The 15,709-nt window shown below is 65.3% G+C and carries 14 protein-coding genes; 12 read left to right on the top strand and 2 right to left on the bottom strand.

Annotated elements, in window-relative coordinates:
- The first annotated feature begins 56 nt into the window (after positions 1-56).
- The 10 genes from ACFW0B_RS12855 (at position 57) to ACFW0B_RS12810 (ending at position 11,201) form a co-directional block, all read left to right on the top strand.
- The gene (locus tag ACFW0B_RS12855) at positions 57-920 is read left to right on the top strand and encodes an MBL fold metallo-hydrolase (RefSeq protein ID WP_449148673.1); all 864 of its coding nucleotides are present in this window, start codon (positions 57-59) and stop codon (positions 918-920) included.
- A 96-nt stretch (positions 921-1,016) separates the two neighbouring features.
- Positions 1,017-1,400 carry a DUF2946 domain-containing protein gene (locus tag ACFW0B_RS12850; protein ID WP_449148671.1) on the top strand — a complete coding sequence of 128 codons (384 nt, stop codon included), beginning with the start codon at positions 1,017-1,019 and terminating at the stop codon, positions 1,398-1,400.
- 107 nt (positions 1,401-1,507) lie between these two features.
- A complete protein-coding gene (locus ACFW0B_RS12845) occupies positions 1,508-1,921 on the top strand; it encodes a DUF2946 domain-containing protein (protein WP_449148669.1) in 414 nt (137 codons plus the stop codon).
- A gap of 54 nt (positions 1,922-1,975) precedes the next feature.
- Positions 1,976-4,063: a TonB-dependent copper receptor gene (locus tag ACFW0B_RS12840; protein WP_449148667.1), complete on the top strand. Its 2,088-nt coding sequence runs from the start codon at positions 1,976-1,978 to the stop codon at positions 4,061-4,063.
- A 445-nt stretch (positions 4,064-4,508) separates the two neighbouring features.
- Positions 4,509-5,132: a hypothetical protein gene (locus ACFW0B_RS12835; RefSeq protein ID WP_449148665.1), complete on the top strand. Its 624-nt coding sequence runs from the start codon at positions 4,509-4,511 to the stop codon at positions 5,130-5,132.
- A 503-nt stretch (positions 5,133-5,635) separates the two neighbouring features.
- On the top strand, positions 5,636-7,693 hold the full coding sequence (locus ACFW0B_RS12830) for a carbon starvation CstA family protein (protein ID WP_449148663.1): 2,058 nt from the start codon (positions 5,636-5,638) through the stop codon (positions 7,691-7,693).
- A 13-nt stretch (positions 7,694-7,706) separates the two neighbouring features.
- Complete coding sequence (locus tag ACFW0B_RS12825) at positions 7,707-7,910, top strand: YbdD/YjiX family protein (RefSeq protein ID WP_280371970.1); 204 nt, start codon at positions 7,707-7,709, stop codon at positions 7,908-7,910.
- A 162-nt stretch (positions 7,911-8,072) separates the two neighbouring features.
- Positions 8,073-9,047: a GTPase gene (yjiA, locus tag ACFW0B_RS12820; protein ID WP_449148660.1), complete on the top strand. Its 975-nt coding sequence runs from the start codon at positions 8,073-8,075 to the stop codon at positions 9,045-9,047.
- 144 nt (positions 9,048-9,191) lie between these two features.
- Positions 9,192-10,538 carry a cache domain-containing protein gene (locus tag ACFW0B_RS12815; RefSeq protein ID WP_449148658.1) on the top strand — a complete coding sequence of 449 codons (1,347 nt, stop codon included), beginning with the start codon at positions 9,192-9,194 and terminating at the stop codon, positions 10,536-10,538.
- 30 nt (positions 10,539-10,568) lie between these two features.
- Positions 10,569-11,201: a response regulator gene (locus ACFW0B_RS12810; protein ID WP_449148656.1), complete on the top strand. Its 633-nt coding sequence runs from the start codon at positions 10,569-10,571 to the stop codon at positions 11,199-11,201.
- A 161-nt stretch (positions 11,202-11,362) separates the two neighbouring features.
- Here the strand turns inward: ACFW0B_RS12810 and ACFW0B_RS12805 are convergent, their stop codons facing one another.
- Positions 11,363-13,726 (bottom strand): DNA polymerase II, encoded by a 2,364-nt coding sequence (locus ACFW0B_RS12805; protein ID WP_449148654.1) that lies wholly within the window; start codon positions 13,724-13,726, stop codon positions 11,363-11,365.
- 225 nt (positions 13,727-13,951) lie between these two features.
- Between ACFW0B_RS12805 and ACFW0B_RS12800 the strand changes: the two genes are divergently transcribed.
- Together ACFW0B_RS12800 and ACFW0B_RS12795 are read left to right on the top strand one after the other, a co-directional pair.
- Positions 13,952-14,188, top strand: coding sequence for a hypothetical protein (locus ACFW0B_RS12800; protein WP_449148652.1), 237 nt, complete (start codon positions 13,952-13,954; stop codon positions 14,186-14,188).
- Entirely contained in the window at positions 14,185-14,484 is a 300-nt protein-coding gene (locus tag ACFW0B_RS12795) for a cell division protein ZapA (protein WP_449148650.1), read from the top strand. The genes ACFW0B_RS12800 and ACFW0B_RS12795 overlap by 4 nt, the downstream gene beginning before the upstream one ends.
- A gap of 259 nt (positions 14,485-14,743) precedes the next feature.
- Here the strand turns inward: ACFW0B_RS12795 and ACFW0B_RS12790 are convergent, their stop codons facing one another.
- Entirely contained in the window at positions 14,744-15,694 is a 951-nt protein-coding gene (locus ACFW0B_RS12790; RefSeq protein WP_449148648.1) for a phospholipase D family protein, read from the bottom strand.
- Positions 15,695-15,709 lie beyond the last annotated feature (15 nt).

The raw sequence follows: 15,709 nt of genomic DNA, 5'->3' as shown, positions 1-15,709 counted from the left end.
TCAGCCAAATGACGGTCCATACTTCAGATCGAGTCCAATTGCAGGAATCGACCTCCATGAATCCACAGGTGCAGGCCTTCTTCGACCCGGCCACCTGTTCCTTCAGCTATGTGGTCAGCGACCCGGACAGCGGACGTTGCGCCATCGTCGACCCGGTGCTGGATTACTGCGCCGCCAGCGGACGCACCTCCCACGCGGGGGCCGGGCGGATCGTCGCCTACGTGCGCGACCAGAGGCTGACGGTGGACTGGCTGCTGGAAACCCATGTGCATGCCGATCACCTGTCCGCGGCCGCCTGGCTCAAGCACGAACTGGGCGGGGCGCTGGCCATCGGCGGGCATATCACCCAGGTGCAGCGGCGCTTTGGCGCGCTGTTCAATGCCGGCGAGGACTTCGCCACCGACGGCCGCCAGTTCGACATTCTGTTGCAGGACGGCGATCGCCTGGCCATCGGTAATCTGGAACTCCTCGCCCTCCATACTCCGGGCCACACGCCGGCGTGCATGACCTACCTGGTCGGTGACGCTGCCTTCATCGGCGACACCCTGTTCATGCCCGACTACGGCACCGCGCGCTGCGATTTCCCCGATGGCGACGCCCGCGCCTTGTACCGCTCCATCCAGCGCCTGTTCGGCTTGCCGGGCGAAACCCGCCTGTTCCTCTGCCACGACTACAAGACGCCAGGGCGCGACGAGTTCTGCTGCGAAACCACGGTGGCCGAGCAGCGCGCGAGTAATGTCCACGTCCGCGAGGGCATCGATGAAGACAGCTTCGTCGCCATGCGTAGCGCGCGCGACGCCACCCTGAACATGCCTGCGCTGATCCTGCCGGCGGTGCAGGTGAACATGCGTGCCGGCCAGCTGCCGCCGGCCGAGTCCAATGGTATCTGCTACCTGAAGATTCCCATCGACAGCTTCTGAGGTCCGGGCGCCGTCCGGCCTGGACATCCATGTGGCAATCCACCGCATGGGCTTGCGGTTTCCTGCCCTGGAACGCCAGTGCTAGAGTCGCCGCCCATGAAATCTGCCCGCCAAGACCGCTCGCTGATTGCCTGGATGCTCTATGCCTGCGTCCTGTTCAATCTGTTCGCCTGCGGCTTGCTCCATGGCCAGGCGATGGGGCTGGAGCTGAGCGGTATTGGCGGGCAATTCTGCTCCGAGGGTTCGGCCAGCGGCCCGACCTCGGACGGTGACCTCGGCGGCAGCGCCGCCAGTGGCTGGTCCGACCTCTTCAAATGCCCGCTGTGCGCTGGGGCCATCCTCGGCGCTGTCGCGGTGGTGCTGCTGTCCTGGCTGCTCGGAGCGGGCAGGGCGCCTTTCCTTCCTCATGCCGGGGGTGACAGACACCCGCCGCGCCATACCTGGCCTTCGGCCAGTCCACGGGCCTCCCCGTTAGCCTGACATCGTTCCAGACCCGGATTCGTCCGTCTGAACCCTGCGACTGCTCGCGCCGCGCTTCGGCGTGAGGCCGTTGCCCGATCGTCCCTGCAACCGGATTCGCCGACTCCATGGCTGCCTCACGCATCCGCCATCGTCACGCCCATGCCACGGCCTTGCCCGTGCGGATGCGCGTGGGCCTGTGGTTGGGGCTGTTCGCGATGCTGGCGATCTATTTCGGCGCGCTGGCGTCCCAGGTCCGCGTGGCGCAGGCGGAGCTGCCCGGCTGGCTCACGGAGCTGGCCTGTGACCACGACCAACAGCCGCCGCCAACGTCTGCGCATCATGGGCGGCCCTCGCCCCTGGATGCCTGCGGCTACTGCGACCTGCTGGCGGCGAGCCCCGCCCTGGGCAACTCGCTGCCGGGCGCCCTTCTGGCGGTGCCCGTCGCGGCTGCGCCGGAGAGGTCCTGGCGCGTCGGCCTGCCAGCGCAGGCGCCGCTGTTCCCCGGCGCCCGATCTCGCGCGCCGCCCCGTTCTTCCTGATTCGCCGCCGCACTGCCCCGGAGGGGCAGCCTGACCATCGATTCTGGAAGACTCATGAAACAGACCAATCCACACGGCCGCGCTGTTGCGCGCCACTGCACCCGTCCTTTCACCCTGTTCCTCGGCCTGACCCTGTCCGGGCTCAGCCTGAGCGAGGAGCGAATGCCGGAAGAAATCGAGCCCACTGTCGTCACTGCCGTGCAGCAGAGTTCGCCCCTGACCGTGGTGGCGGATCCGAAGGACGCCCGTCAGCCGGTTCCCGCCAGCGACGCGGCCGACTACCTGAAAACCATTCCCGGCTTCTCCGCCATCCGCAACGGCGGCACCAATGGCGACCCAGTGTTGCGCGGCATGTTCGGCTCGCGGCTCAACCTGCTCACCAACGGCGGCCTGATGATCGGCGCCTGCCCGGGACGGATGGACGCGCCGAGTTCCTACATCTCCCCGGAAACCTTCGACCGGCTCACTGTGATCAAAGGGCCGCAGACCGTGCTCTGGGGCCCCGGCGCGTCGGCCGGCACCGTGCGTTTCGACCGCGAGCCGGAACGCTTCGGCGAACTCGGCAGTCGGCTGCGCGGCAGCGTGCTGGCGGGCTCCAGCGGCCGCTTCGACAAGGTGCTGGACGGCTCCCTGGGCAGCGAGCTCGGCTACCTGCGCGTGGTGGGCAACCAGGCCCAGGCGGACGACTACGAAGACGGCAATGGCGATACCGTGCCGTCGCGCTGGAACAAGTGGAATGGCGACCTGGCCCTGGGCTGGACGCCGGACCCAGACACCCTGGTGGAGCTCACCGCCGGCAAGGGCGACGGTGAGGCGCGCTACGCCGGCCGCGGCATGGACGGCAGCCAGTTCCTGCGCGAAAGCCTTGGCCTGCGTTTCGAGCGCGACAACCTCGGCGGCGTGCTGGACAAGCTGGAGGCGCAGCTCTACTACAACTACGCCGACCACGTGATGGACAACTTCCGCCTGCGCAGCCCCGACCCCAGCAGCTCGATGCCCATGCCGATGGCCTCGAACGTCGACCGCCGCACGGTGGGCGGACGTTTCGCGGCCACGTTAAGGTGGACCGACGTGGAGTGGGTGGCCGGGCTGGACCTGATGCGCAGCGAGCACCGCAAGCGCAGCTCGCGCTTCGACATGATGAGTGGCCGCTTCACCGACGCCGACCAGTTCCCCTGGAGCAAGGACGCGCTGTTCCACAACTACGGCCTGTTCTCCGAGACCACCTGGAACGTCGCGCCGCGCAACCGCCTGGTGGCCGGCGGTCGCCTGGACCGTGCCTCTGCCGAGGACTCGCGCGCCACCAGCGGCAAGATGGGGCGGGCCAACCCCACGTTCGGCGCAACCCGCACCGACACATTGCCCAGCGGTTTCGCGCGCTTCGAGCACGACCTGGCCGATTCGCCCACCACCCTCTACGCCGGGCTTGGCCATGTGCAGCGCTTCCCCGACTACTGGGAGCTGTTCTCGCCGGGACACGGCCCGGCCGGCTCGGCCAATGCCTTCGACGGGGTGAAGCCGGAGAAGACCACCCAGTTCGACTTCGGCGTGCAGTACCAGGGCGGCGACCTGGAAGCCTGGGCGTCGGGTTACGTCGGCCAGGTGCGCGACTACATTCTCTTCACCTACACGCCGGGGATGATGGGCGCCACCTCCCGCGCCGAGAACATCGACGCCCGCATCATGGGGGGCGAGCTGGGGGCGGCCTGGCGTCTGGATCACCACTGGAAGACCGACGCCACCCTGGCCTATGCCTGGGGCAAGAACAGCTCGGACGACGAGGCCCTGCCGCAGATGCCGCCGCTGGAGGTACGCCTCGGCCTTACCTACGAACAGGACGACTGGAGCGCCGGCGCCCTGTGGCGCGTGGTGGCCGCGCAGAACCGCGTGGCCGAAGGCAAGGGCAACGTGGTGGGGCAGGACTTCGGCAAAAGTGCCGGTTTCGGCGTGTTCTCCCTCAACGCCGCCTACCGCCTGAGCCCGCAGCTGAAGGTCAGCGCGGGTGTCGACAACCTCTTCGACAAGGCCTATGCGGAACACCTGAACCGCGCCGGGGATGCTGGTTTCGGCTTCCCGGCCGATGCGGTGGCCATCAACGAGCCAGGGCGCACCCTCTGGACCAAGGTGGACTTCAGCTTCTGATGGCCGTTGGCTGCCGACCCTCGGGTCGGCAGCCCTTGGCGGAGCGGGCAGGGCGTTTTCCCGACGAAGGGCAGTGCCAGGACGCCATCACAGGACAGGCGGGCCGGGGGGCTGGTGGCACGGGCATATATTGCTTCGTGCAATACATCCAGAGTTTCGCACCCTCGCCATCCTGTAGTTCGTGTTCGTGCCGGCTCTGACGGAAGGTGGGGCCCAGCGTTTTTCTGACGCGGCGCAAGGCCCATCCACCAACCGGAGGAGAGAGGTGGTTCGCCCGGTCCACCCCATCACGGCCAGCGACCCTGCAGCGGCTTTTTCATTTCCAGAGGCCCTCAGGTCACGAGCCCCGCTTGCCCTTGTCACAAGGGTTCATGGACTACTCCCTCTCTCCCTATTGCGGCGACCCGCCGGACATCCCGTTGGGCGCCAGAGAGGAGGTACCGACATGAAAAGAACGACAGCCCTCACCATTCCCGTCCTGCTGCTCGCTGCAGCGCTGGGGGCTACTGCCCTGGCTGCCGGTGACCCGGCTGCCGGTGATCCGGCCGCCGCAAATGCCGTGCTGCGCTTCAGGGGCGGTATCGGCGTGTTGCCGGTTTCCAGCGGGCAGGGCGTGGACGCTATCGCCACCGTGGTCAACCGCAACCTGGTGCGCGGCGTGCAGCCAGCCGGGCAGATCTGGGTGATCCGCACCTTCGATGCGCGGGTAAGCGCGGCCGGTGACCTTGTGGCATTCGGCCGTGGCCTGATCCTGGGTGGGGGCAACAACATCGGCAGGGCTACCGGACAGTCGGTATTCGCCACGCTGTTCTGCGGCGCGGCGGAGCCGTTCACGGAGCACAGTACCAACCCGGTCGGCGTGCCGCTGACCGAAGAGGGTGACTTCGTGATCCGCGATGTATTCACCCCCGCACCACCAACCCCATGCGACAGCCCCGTGCTGCTGATTCGCAATGCGGCCAATCAGAGCTGGTTCGCGGCGGGCATCCCCCGGGCCAGGAACGTTCTGCCGGACGATCAACCTCCGGTCGATAACCCGCCGCCAGCCGAACCTCCGGCCATGCCTTGAAGTCCTGGTCTTTTATCTTCCACTGATGGCTCCCTCTCTCTCCGGAGGGAGGGGGCGCCGCTTTCGGCTGCAGCGAGCGATTGAAGGGCGAACCTGCGGTTCGCTTGGCGATTGAAATCGTCCCTACAGGGTTTGTGCCGGGATTGGCTTTTCTTGTGGGGGCGAATTCATTCGCTAAAGGCAGCGAAGCTGCCCCCTACAGGGTTTCAGGGCGAACCTGCGGTCCGCTTTGCGATTGAAATGGCCCTCACAGGTGAATCCGGTGGTGAACGGCTTTTTGAAGGGGCGAATTCATTCGCCAAGGGCAGCGCAGCTGCCCCCAACAGGAAAGCCCCGTGCCCCGAGAAGGGGCATGCTGGCTACGTAGTACTACGTAGCTGTGCTTCGTAGTTGTGCGAATTCCTCCACAGGCGCCGGGCGTCGATAGTGTCGGCTGCCCCTGTCCGGGCATAAACAACAACAAGAGCCGCCGCAGGTAACCCCACGCGGCAGGAGATCATTCCATGACCCAACTGGCTTCCCGAATTGCCTGGTTCGCTGTTGCCCTGCTGGGCGCATTCGCGCTGGGCACCGTGGCACTGCGTCGGGGCGAAGCGATCAACGCCCTCTGGATCGTTACTGCTGCAACCGCGATCTACCTGATTGCCTACCGCTACTACAGCCTGTTCATCGCCAACAAGGTGATGCAGCTGGACCCCTCCCGTGCAACACCTGCGGTGTTGAACAACGACGGTCTGGACTACGTTCCGACCAACAAGCACATCCTCTTCGGTCACCACTTCGCCGCCATCGCCGGTGCCGGTCCGCTGGTGGGCCCGGTACTCGCCGCGCAGATGGGCTACCTGCCCGGCACCCTCTGGCTGATCGCCGGCGTGGTCCTGGCCGGTGCGGTGCAGGACTTCATGGTGCTGTTCCTCTCTACCCGCCGTAACGGCCGATCCCTTGGGGACATGGTCCGCGAAGAGATGGGCCGGATCCCGGGCACTATCGCGCTGTTCGGCTGCTTCCTGATCATGATCATCATCCTCGCGGTGCTGGCGCTGATCGTGGTGAAAGCCCTGGCCGAAAGCCCGTGGGGCATGTTCACGGTGATGGCGACCATCCCCATCGCGGTGTTCATGGGCGTGTACATGCGCTACATCCGCCCGGGCCGCATCGGCGAGATTTCCGTCATCGGCGTGGTCCTGCTGCTGGCCTCCATCTGGCTCGGTGGCCAGGTTGCCGCCGACCCGGTCTGGGGCCCGGCCTTCTCCTTCACCGGCGTGCAGATCACCTGGATGCTGATCGGCTACGGTTTCGTCGCTGCCGTGCTGCCGGTGTGGCTGATCCTCGCGCCGCGTGACTACCTGTCGACCTTCCTCAAGATCGGCACCATCGTTGGCCTGGCCATCGGCATCCTGATCATCGCCCCCGAGCTGAAAATGCCGGCGCTGACCCAGTTCGTCGACGGCACCGGCCCGGTGTGGAAGGGCACCCTGTTCCCGTTCCTGTTCATCACCATCGCCTGCGGCGCGGTCTCCGGCTTCCACGCGCTGATCAGCTCCGGCACCACGCCGAAGCTGCTGGCCAACGAAACCCACGCCCGCTACATCGGTTACGGCGGCATGCTGATGGAGTCCTTCGTCGCCATCATGGCCATGGTCGCCGCCTCGGTGATCGAGCCGGGCGTGTACTTCGCCATGAACAGCCCGGCCGCGCTGGTGGGCACCGACGTGAACGCCGTGGCGGCCACCGTCAGCAGCTGGGGCTTCGCCATCACCCCGGAAGTGCTGCAGCAGACCGCCACCGATATCGGTGAGCACAGCATCCTGGCCCGCGCCGGCGGTGCGCCGACCCTGGCCGTGGGTATCGCGCAGATCCTCCACCAGGTGCTGCCGGGTGAGAACACCATGGCCTTCTGGTACCACTTCGCGATCCTCTTCGAGGCGCTGTTCATCCTCACCGCGGTGGACGCCGGTACCCGTGCCGGTCGCTTCATGCTGCAGGACCTCCTGGGTAACTTCATCCCGGCCCTGAAAAAAACCGAGTCCTGGACCGCCAACCTCATCGCCACCGCCGGTTGCGTGGCCCTCTGGGGCTGGCTGCTGTACCAGGGTGTGGTCGATCCGCTGGGCGGCATCAACACCCTGTGGCCGCTGTTCGGCATCTCCAACCAGATGCTCGCCGGTATCGCCCTGATGCTGGGCTGCGTGGTGCTGATCAAGATGAAGCGCCAGCGCTACGTCTGGGTGACCCTGCTGCCGGCCCTGTGGCTGCTGATCTGCACCACCACCGCAGGCCTGATCAAACTGCTCGACCCGAACCCGGCCGTCGGCTTCCTGGCCCTGGCCCGGAAGTACAGCGATGCCGCCGCCTCTGGCCAGATCCTGGCTCCGGCCAAGGACATGGGGCAGATGCAGCATGTGATCTTCAATGCCTACACCAACGCGACCCTGACCGCGCTGTTCCTCTTCGTGGTGCTGAGCATCCTGTTCTACGCCATCAAGGTCGGCCGCAGCGCCTGGCTGAAGTCCGAGCGCACCGACAAGGAATCGCCGTTCCAGCCGGTTCCGGACGCTTGAGGAGACCACGAGCATGTTCAATGACCTCAGCCGCATGGGTAAGTACCTTGGGCAGGCCGCGCGCATGCTCGTGGGCATGCCCGACTACGACACCTACGTCGAGCACATGCAGAACAAGCACCCGGACAAGCCGGTGATGAGTTACGAGGAGTTCTTCCGCGAGCGCCAGGAGGCGCGTTATGGCGGCGGCAAGGGACGGCCCGTACGCTGCTGTTGAACCCCCCGATGCGGTAACCTGAGCGCCACGCCTAGCCGTGGCGCTCTTGTTTCCGGTCATCCCCCGGAACCACCTTTTTTGTAGGAGCGAGCTTGCTCGCGAAGAACTGTTCGCGAGCAAGCTCGCTCCTACGGGTTGAAACCTGATTTCGAGGATTGCCTGATGTCTGCCCATCTCCCCATTCCGGTCACCGTGCTCAGCGGCTTTCTCGGTGCCGGCAAGACCACCCTGCTCAAGCACATCCTCAAGGCCGAGCACGGCCTGAAGATCGCGGTGATCGAGAACGAGTTCAGCGAAACCCCCATCGACGGCCAGTTGCTGGGCGATCAGGCCGTGCAGGTGATGACCCTGGCCAACGGCTGCGTTTGCTGCTCCATCCACGTGGAGCTGGAGAAGGCGCTGTTCCTGCTGCTGGAACGCCTGGACGCCGGCGAGCTGGCCTTCGACCGGCTGGTGATCGAGTGCACCGGCCTGGCCGACCCGGCGCCGGTGGCGCAGACCTTCTTCGCTGACGAAGAACTCTGCGAGCGCTACGTGCTGGACGGCATCATCACCCTGGTGGACGCGGCGAACGCCGAACGCCACCTGCAGGAAACCATGGCCCAGGCCCAGGTGGGCTTTGCCGACCGCATCCTGGTGAGCAAGCGCGACCTGGTGGACGAGGCGCACTTCGATGCCCTTTGCCAGCGCCTGTCCCGCATCAACCGCCGCGCGCCGATCCGCGTGGTGGACCACGGCCGCATCGACCTGGCCGAGTTGCTCGACGTGCGCGGCTTCAACCTCAATGCCGACGTCGGCCCGGCACTGAGTCTGCGTCCGCTCTCGCCGGCGGCGACGCCGGATCGCATCGGCACCCTGGTGCTCAAGAGCGAGCGCCCGCTGGACATGGACAAACTCAGCAGCTTCATGGAAGGGCTGCTGGAAGAGCACGGCAATTCCCTGCTGCGCTACAAGGGCGTGCTCTGCGTCGACGGCGAGCCGCGCCGCCTGGTGTTCCAGGGCGTGCTGCGACTTTACGGTTTCGACTGGGACAGCGAGTGGCAGGACGGCGAGGCGCGCGAGAGCGTGATGGTCTTCATCGGCGACCAGCTGCCGGAAGAGAAGATCCGTGCGGGGTTCGAAGCGTCGCAGCTGTGACCTCGCCAGTACACGGGGCTTTCGCAGGGTGGATCACGCTTCACCGATCCACCAACGGCCTCGATACAGGCAGCAGCGGTGGAAGTGAAAAGCGACTTCCACGATGACGCGTGCGGTCTCAGCCAGGTTGTGAAGTGAATGGCCATGCAACTCAAACAAAAGATCGTCACCCTCAGCGTCCTGCCGCTCATCGTCTCGGTGCTGTTCATCTGCGTGCTGGTGTTCGCCCAGAGTCGCAAGCTGGAAGAGGATCAGGCCAGGCTGGTGGAAAGCAGCATCATGGCCGCCAAGAAAGCCGAGCTCAAAAACTACCTGGAGCTGGCCCTCAGCCTGATCGCGCCTCTGTACGACAGCGGCCGGGACGATGAGGAGGCCAGGCAGCAGGCGCTGCACATGCTGTCGCGGGCGAACTTCGGGCTGGACGGCTACTTCTTCGTCTACGATCGCCACGGCAAGAACCTGATGCACCCGCGGCAGGCCAACCTGGTGGGCAAGGAGCTCATCGGCATGAAGGACAAGAACGGCCTGCCGGTGATCCAGGCGCTGCTCGAAAGCGCCAGCAAGGGCGACGGTTACCAACTCTACACCTGGGATAAGCCGTCCACCGGCCAGGTGACCGAGAAGCTCTCCTACGTGGTGATGCTGGATCGCTGGGGCTGGATGCTGGGCACCGGCATCTACATCGACGACGTGGAGGTGGCCACCCGGAAGTCGCGCCAGGAGGTGGCCACGGGGGTGCTGACCACGGTGCTGGCCATCGCGTCCTTTTCGCTGATCGCTGTGCTGGTGGTGTTCACCGGCGGCCTGATGCTGAATTTCTCCGAACATCGCCTGGCCGACCGCAAGCTCTCCGCCCTCAACCAGCGCATCGTCAACCTGCAGGAAGAGGAGCGCTCGCGGGTGTCTCGCGAACTGCACGATGGCATCAGCCAGCAGCTGGTTTCCATCAAGTTCCAGTTCGAACTGGCCAGCCTGGAGCTGGAGAACGGGCAGGGCAAGGGCTTGGAGAACCTGCGCGCGGGGACTGCGCGGCTCGGTGAGGCCATCGGCGAAATCCGCCGTATCTCCCACGATCTGCGGCCATCGTTGCTGGACACCCTCGGCCTGTCGCCGGCCATCGAGCAGCTGGTGCGCGAGTTCGAGCAGCGTACGGGGGTCCGCACCCAGTATGAGCGCGGGCTGGACGACAGCAGCCTGGACATGGACGTGCGCGTCACGCTGTTCCGCATCATCCAGGAAGCCCTGGGCAACATCGAACGCCACTCCAGGGCCAGCGCCGCTATAATCTCGCTCGCCTCCAGCCAGGGTGCCATTGCTCTGCGTGTGGAGGACAACGGCGTGGGGTTCGACCCCCGCCTGATGGATCGGAGCCAGGGAATCGGGCTGCGCAATATCAGGGAGAGGGTCGACCATCACCACGGCACCTTCACTCTGTCTTCGATGAGCGGCCGCACGGAATTGCAGGTCGAGATTCCCTTGCAGCGGGCCTGACGGCCCGCTTCGTGACCCCCAGAGGCCGTGATGAGCTTGCCGCAACCCATCAGAATTGCGCTGATCGATGACCATGTGCTGGTGCGCGATGGCTTGAAATCCCTGCTCTCGGCCATGCCCCACTTCGAGGTGGTGGCCGAGGCCGAATCCGGGGAGGCGGCGCTGGAACTTGTTGCCTCCACCGAACTGGACCTGTTGCTGGTGGACGTTGGCCTCAGGGACATGAACGGCCTGGAGCTGACCCGCAGGCTGTGCAGCCTCTATCCGGGCATCAAGATCCTCATCCTCAGCATGTACGACAACCAGGAGTACGTGCGCAGCTCCATCAATGCCGGCGCCTTCGGCTACGTGCTGAAGAACGCGCCATCCCAGGAACTGATCGCCGCCATCGAGGCCATCGTCGCCGGCGGCAGCTTCTACAGCCCGGAAATCGCCCGCAAGCTGGCCACCAACATCCGCGACGAGAACGAACTCACCCCGCGCGAACTTCAGGTCCTGTCGATGCTCGCCAAGGGGCTGAACAACAAGGAAGTCGCCCGCGAGCTGGATATCAGCGTTCGCACGGTGGAGACCTACCGCCTCAGCATCCGCCGCAAGCTGAACATCGACACGCCCGCCGCCCTGGTGAAGTACGCCCTGGAGCATGGGCTGATCTCGATCTGAGAGCGGTCCACACAAGGTTCTCTCTTTTGTGTGGGGGCCAATTCATTCGCAAAGGGCGGCGCAGCTGCCCCCGAAGGGCCGAAGGGCGAACCTGCGGTCCGCTTTAGCGATTGAAATCGCCCCCACAAGATCCGGGTCAGCGGACCTTTGCGCTACTGCCCCTAGAACAACGCCATCTGCCTGTCGATCAGCGAAGCGAAGTCATCGCCTACGAAGGGCAGGATGGCGTCTGCCACCGGTTGCAGCTGGCGGGTCAGGTAGTGGTCGTAATCGATGGCAGAGCTGCGCGTCTCCAGCGGTTCCGGGCCGTTCACCGTGATCAGGTAGCTGATCCAGCCGCCGTTCTGGTACTGGCGCGGCCGGCCCTGGCGGTCGTTGAACTCGTCGGCCATGCGCGCCGCGCGGACGTGGGGCGGCACGTTGCGGGTGTAGTCGTCGAGCTGGCGGCGCAGGCGCTTGCGATAGACCAGCAGTTCGTCCAGTTCCCCGGCGAGGGTCTTCTCCACGTACTCGCGCACGTATTCCCGGTACGGCTGGTGCTTGAAAATGCGCTGGTAGAGTTCCTGCTGGAACTGCTGCGCCAGGGGCGACCAGTCGGTGCGCACGGTTTCCAGGCCCTTGAAGACCATTTCCCGGCTGCCGTCGGCGCGCTGCACCAGGCCGGCGTAGCGCTTCTTGCTGCCTTCCTCGGCACCGCGGATGGTGGGCATCAGGAAGCGTTGGTAGTGGGTTTCGAACTGCAATTCCAGGGCGCTTTCCAGGCCGTATTCCTGCATCAGGTGCTCGCGCCACCACTGGTTGACCTGCTGCACCAGGCTTCGGCCGATGCGCGCCGCGTCGTCTTCCCCGTGGGGCCGTTTGAGCCAGACGAAGGTGGAGTCGGTGTCGCCGTAGATCACGCTGTAGCCCTGGGCCTCGATCAGCTCGCGGGTGCGCCGCATGATCTCGTGGCCGCGCATGGTGATGGAGGAGGCCAGGCGCGGGTCGAAGAAGCGGCAGCCGCTGGAGCCGAGTACGCCGTAGAAAGCATTCATGATGATCTTCAGCGCCTGGGACAAGGCCTTGTTGCCCTCGCGCTTGGCTGCCTCGCGGCCCTGCCAGACCCGCTCCACGATGGCCGGCAGGCTGTGCCGGGTACGGGAGAAGCGGGCGCCGCGGAAGCCCGGCACCGAGTGTTCGTCGTCCGGCTGGCGCAGGCCTTCGATCAGCCCCACCGGGTCGATCAGGAAGCTGCGGATGATCGAGGGGTATAGGCTCTTGTAGTCCAGCACCAGGACCGATTCGTACAGGCCCGGGCGCGAATCCATGACGAAGCCGCCGGGGCTGGCTTCGGGGCGCTTCTCGCCGAGGTTGGGGGCGACGAAGCCCAGGCGGTGCATCAGCGGCATGTAGAGGTGGGTGAATGCCGCCACCGAGCCGCCGCTGCGGTCGGTGGCCAGCCCGGTGACCGTGGCGCGTTCCAGCAGGAAGTGGAGCAGCCCGGTCTTTTCGAAGATGCGCGTGACCAGCTCGCAGTCCTTGAGGTTGTAGCGCGCCAGGGCGGGCTTGTCCTCGGCGAACATGCGGTTGATCTCATCCATGCGCTGGTAGGGCGTGTCGATCGCCTTGCCTTCGCCGAGCAGGGTCTGGGCGACGCTTTCCAGGCTGAAGGAGGGGAAGCTCCAGGTGGCCGAGCGCAGCGCCTCAATGCCGTCGATGATCAGGCGCCCGCTGGCCTCGGCGAAGTAGTGGTTGTTGCCGCTGCCATGCTCGCGCCAGCCCATGGGGTCGCCGCCACGGCCCAGGAGCAGCGGTACCTTCAGTTTCTCGGCGTGGGCCTGCAGCACGCGCAGGTCGAACTGCACCAGGTTCCAGCCGATGATGGCGTCCGGGTCGTGCTCGGCCAGCCACTGGTTCAGGGCTTCCAGCAGGGCGGCGCGGCTGTCGCGGTAATCGAGCTGGAAGTCGACTTCGCTTGCGTCGCCGTTGGCCGGGCCGAGCATGTAGACCTGGCGCAGGCCGCAGCCTTCCAGGGCGATGGAGTAGAGCTCGCCACGTTCGCTGGTCTCGATGTCCAGCGATACCAGCCTGAGCGTTGGGCGGTAGTCGGGGGTCGGCTTGAGCTGGGCGTCCAGCAGGATGCCGTTGTCATCCGGTGTGCCGCCGAAGAGTACGGGGGCGGTGATGAAACGCTCCATCAGGTAGCGCTCGGGCGGGCGGATATCGGCTTCCAGCACATCCACCCCGGCCTTGCGCAGGGCCTTGTCCAGGCGCATCAGCTGGCGGTGCTGCTTGCAGTACAGGCCCAGCACCGGGCGGTGCTGGAAGTCGCACAGGGCGAGGGGGCGCAGCTCCACGTCCTTCTCGCCGCGCAGCAGGGTTTCGGCGCGCTCGCGATGCTCGGCGGGAATGAAGGCGACCGAAGTCTGCACGGGCAGGCGTACCTGGCGCGGACCGCTGTCGGTGGCCAGCCAGAATTCGACTTCCGTCCCCTCGGGCGTGTCCCGCCAATGCCGGGTCAGGACGAACCCTTGCTGTAACTCCACCGCTGCAACCTCGGAACCTTTTTCAACTGCAGGATTCTACTCGTCATCGTCCCGGCGCGCGCGTCGGGAACGGCTTGGTTCGTATTGTGAGTTCAATGTGAAGAAAACGATCTAAGCCATTGAACTGACAGCATACGTTCTGTCTGATCACCCTTATTTTCCCTGGCCAGAAAGGGGGCTTTTCATTATGCTCCGCGGCCATTTTCATCCGTCCGGGAGACAACCATGCTGGACAGCACCCTCGTACAACTCGAACAGCTCGTGAGCGAGCTCCTGCAACAGAACCAGGGCATCGCCGAAGACAACGCCCGCATCCGTGCCGAGCTGCGCAAGGTCCGCGAAGAGAACGACAGCCTGCAATTGGCGATGATGGAGCAGGAAGAGAAGAGCAACGCCACCGCCGAACGCCTGCAGGCCCTGGTCCGCCGCGTCAGCGAGGGCCGTGCCAGCACCAGCGCATGAGTACCGACAGCGTCCGTGTGCTGCGCATCCTGGGGCGCGAGTACAACATCAAGGCACCGGCCGGCGAAGAGCAGGTGCTGCAGGACGCGGCAGCGATGCTGCAGGCGGAGATCGCCGCCAACAAGAAGAAATTCCCCTATGTCACCGCCAACGAACTGATGGTGCTTTCCGCGCTGAATCTTTGCGCACGCCAGTTGAGTGCCGGCGACAAGCCGAAGGACACGGACGAGGTCACCCGCCGCCTGGTCGTGCTCAATCGGCGCATTCGTGACCAGCTGGACAGCGTCGGTTCCTGATATTCCCGGGCGGTTCATTGCTTTCCTTGTGGGGGCGATTTCCTTCGCCAAGGGCGGCGAAGCTGCCCCCTGCAAGGCCGAGGGGCCGAACCTGCGGTCCGCTTGGCGATTGAAGTCGCCCCTACAGGGTTGGTGCCGAGGCGTGGTCTTTTTCGTAGGGATGAAAATTGCCCCCACAGGGCTGGGCCGGGATGGCCATTCCTTGTGGGGGCGAATTCATTCGCGACAGGACGGCGAAGCCGTCCCCTCGGCAGCGGGATCAACGGATGACGCGCAGGATGTCGGCGCGGTTGATTTCGGTGCGGCCGTCTTCGTACCACTTCGGAATGGCTTCCTTGAGCAGTTCGCGGTCGCCCTCCAGCTTGAACGGCTGGGTGTAGCGCTTCTTGCGGTAGGCGTAGATGTAGTAGGTGCCGTCGCGGTACAGGATGCGGTCGAAGGTGTAGAAACCGATGTGCGAGCCGTTGCAGCGCGCGGTCAGCACCACGTCGCCTTCCTCGTAGGGCAGGGCGCCTTCGGCGCATTCGTAGGTGAAGAACTCGCGGACATCGTCCCAGGCCACGCCGTCGCTGCTGGACTTGAGGTAATCGCGCGCCACGTCTTCGGACTGTTGCGAGTGATCGCTGTACCAGATGAAGAGCGGAATGCTCTGGTTGATGTCGTCGCCCAGCCAGCCTTCGCTGTCCAGGTAGTCTGCGCTGCGCGCCAGGCCCGCCTGCATGCGGCGGTGGTTCTGCCGGTAGGTGTCCAGCGCATCCTCGAAGGCTTGCGAGTGGTCGCAGGCCAGCACGCCATCGATGGATTTGAGGGCCTGGACGCGGGCCAGGTAGGCCTCGTACAGGGCGGCATCGTTGATCAGGGTGCAGGTGTCGCGCACCAGGCTGACGCCTACCTGGGTGAGGTTGGCGCTGCCGACGATGACCACGTCCGGCTCGATCAGGTAGAGCTTCCAGTTCACGCTCGCCTGGTAGCGAAAGTCCACCGTCAGGGCAAGGTCCGGGTTGGCTTCATTCAGGCAGTGATCGATGAAATCGGGAGATGTGAGCGAGTTGATGGAGCCGACCAGGATGTCCAGCTGGTTGCCGTTCTCGATCAGCTGGTCGATCAGGGGCTCGGTGCCGCTGGCGAAGGCGGAAACTATCGTGATCTTCTTTCCGCTCAGTTCGCCCAGATAGGTTTCAAGGCTGTCTTCGTAATCCAGAATTTCCATACAGTCTCCAGCGAC

Source organism: Metapseudomonas phytobenefica (assembly GCF_043392685.1).
GTDB lineage: Bacteria > Pseudomonadota > Gammaproteobacteria > Pseudomonadales > Pseudomonadaceae > Metapseudomonas.
The sequence above is the reverse complement of the archived record's forward strand: the minus strand, read 5'-3'. Positions and strand labels throughout refer to the sequence as shown.

Coding starts and splice junctions, on each gene's coding strand:
- ACFW0B_RS12855 (WP_449148673.1), top strand. CDS start 57: ATGAATCCACAGGTGCAGGCCTTCTTCGACCCGGCCACCTGTTCCTTC.
- ACFW0B_RS12850 (WP_449148671.1), top strand. CDS start 1,017: ATGAAATCTGCCCGCCAAGACCGCTCGCTGATTGCCTGGATGCTCTAT.
- ACFW0B_RS12845 (WP_449148669.1), top strand. CDS start 1,508: ATGGCTGCCTCACGCATCCGCCATCGTCACGCCCATGCCACGGCCTTG.
- ACFW0B_RS12840 (WP_449148667.1), top strand. CDS start 1,976: ATGAAACAGACCAATCCACACGGCCGCGCTGTTGCGCGCCACTGCACC.
- ACFW0B_RS12835 (WP_449148665.1), top strand. CDS start 4,509: ATGAAAAGAACGACAGCCCTCACCATTCCCGTCCTGCTGCTCGCTGCA.
- ACFW0B_RS12830 (WP_449148663.1), top strand. CDS start 5,636: ATGACCCAACTGGCTTCCCGAATTGCCTGGTTCGCTGTTGCCCTGCTG.
- ACFW0B_RS12825 (WP_280371970.1), top strand. CDS start 7,707: ATGTTCAATGACCTCAGCCGCATGGGTAAGTACCTTGGGCAGGCCGCG.
- yjiA (WP_449148660.1), top strand. CDS start 8,073: ATGTCTGCCCATCTCCCCATTCCGGTCACCGTGCTCAGCGGCTTTCTC.
- ACFW0B_RS12815 (WP_449148658.1), top strand. CDS start 9,192: ATGCAACTCAAACAAAAGATCGTCACCCTCAGCGTCCTGCCGCTCATC.
- ACFW0B_RS12810 (WP_449148656.1), top strand. CDS start 10,569: ATGAGCTTGCCGCAACCCATCAGAATTGCGCTGATCGATGACCATGTG.
- ACFW0B_RS12800 (WP_449148652.1), top strand. CDS start 13,952: ATGCTGGACAGCACCCTCGTACAACTCGAACAGCTCGTGAGCGAGCTC.
- ACFW0B_RS12795 (WP_449148650.1), top strand. CDS start 14,185: ATGAGTACCGACAGCGTCCGTGTGCTGCGCATCCTGGGGCGCGAGTAC.
- ACFW0B_RS12790 (WP_449148648.1), bottom strand. CDS start 15,694: ATGGAAATTCTGGATTACGAAGACAGCCTTGAAACCTATCTGGGCGAA.